Genomic DNA, 8,201 nt, shown 5'->3' with positions numbered 1-8,201 from the left:
GCCCGCAGTGGCTGGCGCGTCCGCACCCCGCACCCCCACCAACAAGCCCCATCGCGCCAGTCCGAGGACGGACACCCCCGCCCCGGCCCCGCACCACCCACCCACCGTGGGCGCTACGCGCACCCCCACCCCACCCGCAGCTGCGCCGCAGGCGTAGGACGCACACCCCCACCCCACCCGCGGCTGCGCCGCAGGCAGCCGTGCTACTCCGTCACGTCGATCGTGTAGCGGTTCGTCTCGACGCCCGCCGCCGTGACGACCTGGACGTCCACCCGCCCCGGCTCCACCTCCGCCGGCACCGGCACCGTCAGCAGCGCGTCCGTCGGGTTGTCGAACCCGCCCGTGACCGGCACCAGCGGCACATGTACGTTCACCGCTCCCACCCGTACCACCATCCGCGACAACCGGTCGGCCCCCTGCGCACCCACCGGCACGAACCCGGCCCCCCGGATCTCGATGTCGTCCCCGGTGCGGATCGGCGCGTCCAGGTCGCCCGCCTCCCGCGCCCGCACCACCGACAGAATCACCGGACGCCCGCCCTCCGCGTACTTCCCCGCGAGGTACGTCCCGGCCGACACCAACACCACCACCGCCAGCCCCCACGGCAGATCCGGCAGCTGATCCGGCCGCCGGGCCAGCCGCACCGCCGCGAACGCCAGCGCCACACCGCTGATCACGACGTACTGGATGTCGGCGAAGCTCCCCCGCCCCCCGTCGTCGGTCAGCAGATCCGCCGCCCTGGGCCGGTGCGCGCGCACCTTCTGCAGCCGCTGCCCCTGCACCCGCAGCCCGACGACCCGCCGCACCAGCACGGCGATCCCGCAGACCACGGCGAGCACGGTCACCACACCCGCGCCACGCGCAAGCTCGAGCCCGTCGATCAGCGCGTCCCGCTCCCGCTTGCCGGAGGCGGCCGCGAGCTGCCCCACCAGCACGAGCACCGCGAACGCCAGGAACAGCACCCAGCACGCAGCCACCGCACGGGACGTGGAGAGCCGGTTGTCCTCACCGATCACCGGCGCCAGCGCGCCACCACGGGCCCGGTGGAACCACGAAGCGGCGGTGAGCGCGCCGGCCACCACCACCGCGGCCAGCAGCCCGGCGCTGCGCGCCGCGGTCCAGTCCGCGCCGATCGCCGTGAGCGCCTGTCCCAGGAGCAGCAGCACCACGGCCGCCCACACCACGACGGCGGTCCGCTGCCACAGCCGTTCCAGCCAGGCCGCGCCCTCGGCCCGTCCCCGCTCGGCGACGGCTTCCGCGGCCTGCGTCAGTTCCTCCGACACCCACTGGCGGGAGGCGGACGCGGAGTGGGCCACTGCGGCCGGCACTCCCTGCCCGGCCGCGAACTCGTCCCGCTTCAGCAGGAAGGCGGCAACGGCCCGCCGATGCCCCTCACGTGCCCCGTGCGGACAGTCGCCGCAGGTGCAGCCGCCCTCGTGCGGGCCCGCGTCCACGCCGCCCTGCCTCGCCTCCTGCACCGCCACGCCCGAAGCCGCCTTCCCCACCATCAACGATCACGACACAAGTCCCCGGTGACGCAAGCGAATTGTGCCCTACCGCACACCCTCGCCGTCCGGCAGCCCCGGTCAGTGCGAGTGAACTTCACGCCACCGGGTTGACCCGCACCCGACACCGGCCTTCGGCCCTCACTCCAGCAGATCCGGCTCGCTCCTCACTCCAGCAGATCCGGCTCGCTCCGGCTGATCTCCTGCCACATCGGCTGGTAGTTGATCCACGCCACGAGGTCCCCACCGAGCTGCTCCCGCGTCGCGACCGCCTGCCGGTGGTCGATGAGGACGGGCCGGCCCGCGGCCCTCGCCGTGAGCTGCACCTGGCAGGACCGCTCCATCGTCACGAACCACCAGGCCGCCGCGTCCACCGAGTCCCCCACGGTGAGCAGCCCGTGGTTGCGCAGCACCAACGCCTTGTGGGAGCCGAGCACCCCGGCGATCCGCCGCCCCTCCTCGGCGTCGACGGTGACGCCGCTGTAGGCGTCGTAGAGGGCGTGGTCCTCGTAGAACGCGCAGCTCTCCTGGGTGAGGGGGTCCAGCAGGTCACCGAGGGCGGCGAGGGCCCGCCCGTGCAGGGAGTGGCAGTGGGCGACGGCGACGACATCGGGCCGGGCCGCGTGCACCTGGGCGTGCACGGTGAACGCGGCCTGGTTGACGTGGTGGCCGCCCTCGACGACCTGCCCGTCCCGGTTGGCGAGTACCAGATCGCTCACGGTGACGTGCCGGAAGGGCATCCCGAACGGGTTGACCCAGAAGCAGTCGCTGAACTCCGGGTCGCGTGCGGTGATGTGTCCCGACACGCCGTCCTCGAAGCCGAGCCGCCCGAAGATCCGCAGCGCGCCCGCGAGCCGTTCCTTGCGGTGCCGGCGTTCGTCCTCGACCGATTCGTGCATGGGGGGCATGGCGAAACGCAGCTTGTCGGTGGGCAGCGGCATGGGCGGCGTGGGCCCGTGCATAAGTCCTCCCGCGGGGGGTTTGCGTACGGGGCGGAAGTTACCGGCGGGACGTCCCGGACGACAGCTCTGTTCCGTAACACCAGGCACCCACCACGCCCCGAACCGAACACCCTGACACGAACGGGGATACCCGACACAGGATGTCCGATATCAGCGCCACACTCACCCCATGAGTACGGACACGGGCACGAACTGGGCGGCCTTCACCGCGGCCGAACCCGAGCTGGCGAAGACCGTCGAGGACCGCTTCGCCGCGTACACCCACCACGTCCTCGCGACCCTGCGCAAGGACGGCTCACCGCGGACCACCGGTCTGGAGGTCCGCTTCACGAACGGGGAGCTGTGGTTCGGCATGATGCCGGACTCGCTCAAGGCACTCGACCTGCGCCGCGACCCGCGCTTCGCGCTCCAGGCGAACCCGGGTGAGGGGACGGGCATGGGCGGCGGCGACGTCCGTATCGGCGGCCGGGCGGTCGAGGTCGCCGATGACGACGCCGCGACCCGGGCCCGGTACGCCGAAGAGGTGGAACCGCCGGAGCCGTTCCACCTCTTCCGCACCGAGCTGACGGAGGTCGTACGGACCTGTGTCGAGGACGAGAAGTATCTGGTCGTCCAGGTCTGGAAGCCCGGAGAGCCGGTGCGCACCCTCAAACGGACCTGAGCCCCGCCGAAGCCGGGACTACTCCCACTCGATGGTCCCCGGCGGCTTGGAGGTGACGTCGAGGACGACCCGGTTGACGTCCCGCACCTCGTTGGTGATGCGGGTCGAGATCTTCGCGAGGACGTCGTACGGCAGCCGCGACCAGTCGGCGGTCATGGCGTCCTCGCTGGAGACCGGGCGCAGCACGATCGGGTGACCGTACGTCCGGCCGTCGCCCTGGACGCCCACCGAACGCACGTCTGCCAGCAGCACGACCGGGCACTGCCAGATGTCCCGGTCGAGACCGGCCGCCGTCAGCTCCTCGCGGGCGATGGCGTCTGCCTCGCGGAGCAGGTCGAGCCGCTCCTTGGTGACCTCGCCGACGATGCGGATGCCGAGGCCGGGTCCGGGGAAGGGCTGGCGCTGGACGATCTCGTCCGGCAGCCCGAGTTCCTGGCCGACCATCCGGACCTCGTCCTTGAACAGCTTGCGCAGCGGCTCGATCAGCTGGAACTCGAGGTCCTCGGGGAGGCCGCCGACGTTGTGGTGGGACTTGATGTTGGCGGTGCCGGTGCCTCCGCCGGACTCGACGACGTCCGGGTACAGGGTGCCCTGCACCAGGAACTCCACCGCCGGGCCCTCGTCCGCGATGATCTCGGCCTGGGCCTGCTCGAAGACCCGGATGAACTCGCGGCCGATGATCTTCCGCTTCTCCTCCGGGTCGGAGACACCCTTCAGCGCGGTGAGGAACCGCTCCTCTGCGTCGACGACCTTCAGTTGCACGCCGGTCGCGGCGACGAAGTCCTTCTCGACCTGCTCGGTCTCGCCCTTGCGCATCAGGCCGTGGTCGACGTACACGCAGGTCAGCTGGGAGCCGATGGCCTTCTGGACGAGGGCGGCGGCGACCGCGGAGTCCACACCGCCGGACAGACCGCAGATGGCGCGCTTGTCGCCGACCTGCTCGCGGATGGCGGCGACCTGCTCCTCGATCACGTTGCCCGTGGTCCAGTCGGGGGTCAGGCCCGCGCCCCGGTACAGGAAGTGCTCCAGCACCTGCTGTCCGTGCGTGGAGTGCATCACCTCGGGGTGGTACTGGACGCCGTAGAGCTTCTTCTCGTCGTTCTCGAACGCGGCGACCGGCACCACGTCCGTGGACGCCGTGACCGTGAACCCTTCGGGGGCCGCGGAGCAGGCGTCGCCGTGGGACATCCACACGGCCTGCTCCTTGGGGGTGCCCTCGAAGAGGGTGGAGGAGTTCCTGGAGACGTGCAGGTCGGTCCGGCCGTACTCGCGGGCGCCGGTGTTGTCGACCTGGCCGCCCAGGCTCTGCGCCATGAGCTGGAAGCCGTAGCACATGCCGAAGACGGGCACGCCGGCCTCGAAGATCTCGCGGTCGAGGCGGGGGGCGCCCTCCTCGTACACGGACGAGGGGCCGCCGGAGAGGATGATCGCCGCCGGGTTCCTGGCGAGCATCTCGGTGACCGGCATGGTGCTGGGCACGATCTCGCTGTAGACCCGCGCCTCGCGGACGCGACGGGCGATGAGCTGGGCGTACTGCGCGCCGAAGTCGACGACCAGAACGGTGTCGGGCGCGTTGGCAGCGGGAGACGCTGATGACACGAGGTGCCTTCCGGCGGTGGGGCGGGGGTCTTGTGCCTCCCGATTCTACCGAGGCGGTGGAGGAGCACGCCCCGGGCCGGGGCGCAAGGACCGCCCGGGAGGCCGTCTCAGCATCCGGCCCGCGTTGGACAGCCGCGGCGGACCGGGCATACTTGCCCCATGCTCACGCACCAGACCTTCGTCTTTACCTATGGCAACCGGCCCGCCGGCTGCCATGGTCGTGCTGCTTGAGCAACTGACAAGCGACTTCCCAGGCGCCCCGGGCCGACAAGGTCCGGGGCGTCTGTCGTTCTTTCTCCGGACCTCGCCGCTCCGGGGCACCTCACCCGCCCACTCACCGAGGAGCCCCGACATGACCGCCACCACGACCACGCCGCCCACCGCCGCGCCGGCCGGCACGCAGCCCGGCGAGAGGACCGGCGCCCGTACCACCGAGGCGGCCGAGCTGATCACCGGTGCCCGCGAGCGGATCGACGCGCTCGACGACCGGATCATCGGCCTCGTGCAGGAACGGATGGCCGTGTCGGCCGTCATCCAGAAGGAACGGATCGCCTCCGGCGGCCGGCGCGTGAACCTCTCCCGCGAGATGGAGATCCTCGCCACCTACCGGGACGCCCTGGGCAAGCCCGGCACCACGCTCGCGATGACGCTGCTGGAGCTGTGCCGGGGCAGGATCTGAATCCGCGTTCCCGGTACAGACGTACGCACCGCCTCTCACCCGTCCGGCGCGTGACCGGCGTCCGGGCCGCTTCGTTGGTACCGGTGTCCGTGCCAGCCAGGGGCGGGCACGAGAGAACCACGCGTGGCTCACCGGAGCGTTGAGGCGTACGGCTGGTGTCGTACGTCGTGGGACTTCGTTCCGGACGCGTGACCGGGCGGCAGGGGACAGCCGGCCCGGTCACCCGAGAGAAGGCCGGCTCCGGGGACGCCCGGAGCCGGCCGTCGCCTCAGACGCGCCTCACCACGCCGCAGTCCTCGCGGTCCGCGCCCGCCTGGGGCCGCTTCAGTTCCTTGCTGCGGTCGTACGGATCGCGCGCCTCGCCGGACGGCTCCGGACCCTCCTGCCGGTCGGTGAGGAACTGGGGACGGATGACGCCGTCGCCCTCCCGGCAGTCGTCGTTGGCTATCTCGGCGTTCTGGTCGGCGATCCAGAGGTGTCCCTCCGTGAACCGGAACCTGGCGGGATCCATGGCCGCCACCTCGATCGTGCGCCGCACGATGGCCCGGGTCACCTCGTCGCCGCCGCCGGCCCGCGCCACCGGATACACGAACGTGTAGTCCGCCTTGATCACGGCCTTCCCCGCGCTGCCACGCCCGGCCTCGACGGTCATACGGCCCCGGACCCGCACCTCCCCCACGAGTTCGACCTCGTCGGGGTCGAATCGGGTGAAGGTCCACGTCGGGTCGTTCTTCACCGTGGGCCTGCTCAGCGCTGCGCGCAGTTCCGCGAGGAGGTCCTTCTCCGCCGGGTCCACCAGGGCCAGCGCCTTCGCCGGCCGGCCGCCCTTCAGCACCGCGGGGTCGAGGTTGGCGGCGACCAGGAACTGTTTCGTCCTCTTCAGCGCCGCCTCGACCCGGGTGGCGGACACACCGCCCACGGCCTTCGCCTCCGGAAGCCGGATGGCGTCCGCCCCCGATTCCCACCGCGCGGCCGGGGAGCCGGCGTACGGGTTCTCCCGTGTGGGCACATCGGCGGGGGCGTCGGAGGGCGCGGCGCTGGGGCGGGCGGTCTCGGGGGCCAGCGGCGGGGCGGTGGACGAACCCGCCTCGTCCTGAGTGCCCCACCCGTCACCGAGGCCGCCGGGCAGCCAGGACAGCGCGGCGGACGGATTGAGGGCGACCACGGCCAGCGCGGCGGCCAGCACCACGCCCCCCGCGCTCCACACCCGGCGGCGACGCGAGGCGCGTCCGTTCATCTCCTGCCAGGCCGGACCCGTACGCCAGCCCTCGGGCTGGGCGGGTTGCGGAGCCGTCCGCTTCCTGCCCCAGCGGCGTTTCCGGCCGCCGCCGCCCGGCCTGGCCGCCTGTGCCTCGTCCATGGCCCGCAGCCGCTCGGTCACCATGCGCGCCCGCGCGGACGGCTCCTTGGGAGCGGACGCGCGAATGTCGCGCTCACTGTCCTGGACGAACTTCTCCCAGACGTCGTCCGGCAGGGACGAGGACTCCAGTGGGTCCTCCGGTCCGTTCTCCGGTCTCTTCTCTTCGGACGGCTGCTCGGCCACGGGATAGCGGACTTTCTCTCAAGGGACGGTCGTCGGCGGCCGAGCGTACGGCAGAGATCACTTCCTCCCACCAGTGATCCACCTCACATAAGAATCCTGTGAGATCCGGGACAACCATTCACAGGCTTCATTGATCAAACCACTGGAACCAAGGGCACCCGCGCCCCCGGCGCGGAGGCTTTCCCTCACTCGTTCGTGCCGCGGCCACGCGGCACACCGGACTTCCCGAGGTCTTCATGAAGCTTCGCCGTGCCATGGCCGCAGCGGTCGCGACGGCAGCGATAGCACCGGTCGCACTGCTCGCCGCCCCGGCGGCGTACGCGACCGACCCCGCGCCGACCGTGTCCGCGACCGAGTCCGCGGCCGGTGAGGACACGACGGCCACGTCCCCGTCGCCGTCCGCGACCGAGTCGGCCGACTCGACGGAGCCCGAGGCGCCGGCGGACGACACCAAGCCGACCTCCTCGACGAGCGGACCGGCCACGTCCACCTCGCCGTCCGCGACCACCTCGCCGTCGACGAGCGCCCCCGCGCCGAGCACGTCCGCGCCGGAGGAGACCCCGGACCCCGAGCCGTCCTTCTGCGAGGACACCAAGGTCGACGTCTCGATCTCCGGTCTGCCCGGCAAGATCACCGCCGACGGCAAGTGGCGCAAGTTCTCGCTGAACATGCAGAACAACTCCGACTCCGTGCTCCAGGACCTCGATTTCCTGGCCGGCGCGTCCGCCGACGCGGACGGCGCGGAGCTGTTCGAGATGGAAGAGATCTTCCTGGAGGCCTGGGACCCGGACGCCAAGGTGTGGGACCGCCTCGACGAGGGCGGCGAGGCGCTGGGCTACGTCGGTTTCACCGACGAGCTGGAGCCCGGCTACGAGGTCAACATCCCCATGCGGATCATGGTGACGAAGGCCGCCCCGATCGGTGCCGGGTTCTCGTTCGGCGCGAGCATCTACGGCGACATCGACGGCGAGTGCCTCGGCCTCGGCTACGCGTCGTACAAGTTCCAGATCGTGGCCCCCGGCACGGACACCGACGGCACCAAGCCGCAGGAAGGCGGCAAGGCGCCCGTGACGGACAAGAAGCCCGCCTCCAACACGCCGGAGGTCACCGGCAGCCTCGCCGAGACCGGTTCGAGCTCCGCCCTGCCGATGATCGGGCTGGTCGGCGGCGTCGCCGTCATGGCCGGTGCCGGTGCGGTGTTCGTGGTGCGGCGGCGCAAGGCCGGTGCGGAGGCGTAACACCGCCTGACCGC

Annotated in this window: 7 protein-coding genes; 3 read left to right on the top strand and 4 right to left on the bottom strand. The window is 71.7% G+C overall.

What is annotated here, in order from left to right; translation table 11 throughout:
• Window positions 1–203 precede the first annotated feature (203 nt).
• Window positions 204–1,484 carry a hypothetical protein gene (locus ACZ44S_RS34240; RefSeq protein ID WP_466936342.1) on the bottom strand — a complete coding sequence of 427 codons (1,281 nt, stop codon included), beginning with the start codon at window positions 1,482–1,484 and terminating at the stop codon, window positions 204–206.
• Window positions 1,485–1,672: 188 nt separating this feature from the next.
• The gene (locus tag ACZ44S_RS34235; RefSeq protein WP_466936339.1) at window positions 1,673–2,467 is read right to left on the bottom strand and encodes a class II aldolase/adducin family protein; all 795 of its coding nucleotides are present in this window, start codon (window positions 2,465–2,467) and stop codon (window positions 1,673–1,675) included.
• A gap of 169 nt (window positions 2,468–2,636) precedes the next feature.
• Between ACZ44S_RS34235 and ACZ44S_RS34230 the strand changes: the two genes are divergently transcribed.
• Entirely contained in the window at window positions 2,637–3,128 is a 492-nt protein-coding gene (locus ACZ44S_RS34230; protein ID WP_466936336.1) for a pyridoxamine 5'-phosphate oxidase family protein, read from the top strand.
• Window positions 3,129–3,146: 18 nt separating this feature from the next.
• On the opposite strand, the gene guaA is transcribed toward ACZ44S_RS34230, so the two are convergent.
• A complete protein-coding gene (gene guaA / locus ACZ44S_RS34225; protein ID WP_466936333.1) occupies window positions 3,147–4,727 on the bottom strand; it encodes a glutamine-hydrolyzing GMP synthase in 1,581 nt (526 codons plus the stop codon).
• Window positions 4,728–5,079: 352 nt separating this feature from the next.
• Here guaA and ACZ44S_RS34220 point away from each other — a divergent pair, with 352 nt between their 5' ends.
• Window positions 5,080–5,406 carry a chorismate mutase gene (locus ACZ44S_RS34220; RefSeq protein WP_466936330.1) on the top strand — a complete coding sequence of 109 codons (327 nt, stop codon included), beginning with the start codon at window positions 5,080–5,082 and terminating at the stop codon, window positions 5,404–5,406.
• Window positions 5,407–5,674: 268 nt separating this feature from the next.
• Here the strand turns inward: ACZ44S_RS34220 and ACZ44S_RS34215 are convergent, their stop codons facing one another.
• The gene (locus ACZ44S_RS34215) at window positions 5,675–6,949 is read right to left on the bottom strand and encodes a hypothetical protein (RefSeq protein ID WP_466936327.1); all 1,275 of its coding nucleotides are present in this window, start codon (window positions 6,947–6,949) and stop codon (window positions 5,675–5,677) included.
• A 236-nt stretch (window positions 6,950–7,185) separates the two neighbouring features.
• On the opposite strand from ACZ44S_RS34215, the gene ACZ44S_RS34210 reads away from it, so the two are divergent.
• Window positions 7,186–8,187 carry an LAETG motif-containing sortase-dependent surface protein gene (locus ACZ44S_RS34210; RefSeq protein ID WP_466936324.1) on the top strand — a complete coding sequence of 334 codons (1,002 nt, stop codon included), beginning with the start codon at window positions 7,186–7,188 and terminating at the stop codon, window positions 8,185–8,187.
• Window positions 8,188–8,201 lie beyond the last annotated feature (14 nt).

The sequence above is a fragment of the Streptomyces malachitofuscus genome, assembly GCF_055571035.1.
The sequence above is the reverse complement of the archived record's forward strand: the minus strand, read 5'-3'. Positions and strand labels throughout refer to the sequence as shown.

Excerpts from the sequence above, each read along its gene's own strand:
- ACZ44S_RS34235 (WP_466936339.1), bottom strand. The coding sequence starts at position 2,467 with ATGCACGGGCCCACGCCGCCCATGCCGCTGCCCACCGACAAGCTGCGT.
- ACZ44S_RS34230 (WP_466936336.1), top strand. The coding sequence starts at position 2,637 with ATGAGTACGGACACGGGCACGAACTGGGCGGCCTTCACCGCGGCCGAA.
- ACZ44S_RS34220 (WP_466936330.1), top strand. The coding sequence starts at position 5,080 with ATGACCGCCACCACGACCACGCCGCCCACCGCCGCGCCGGCCGGCACG.
- ACZ44S_RS34210 (WP_466936324.1), top strand. The coding sequence starts at position 7,186 with ATGAAGCTTCGCCGTGCCATGGCCGCAGCGGTCGCGACGGCAGCGATA.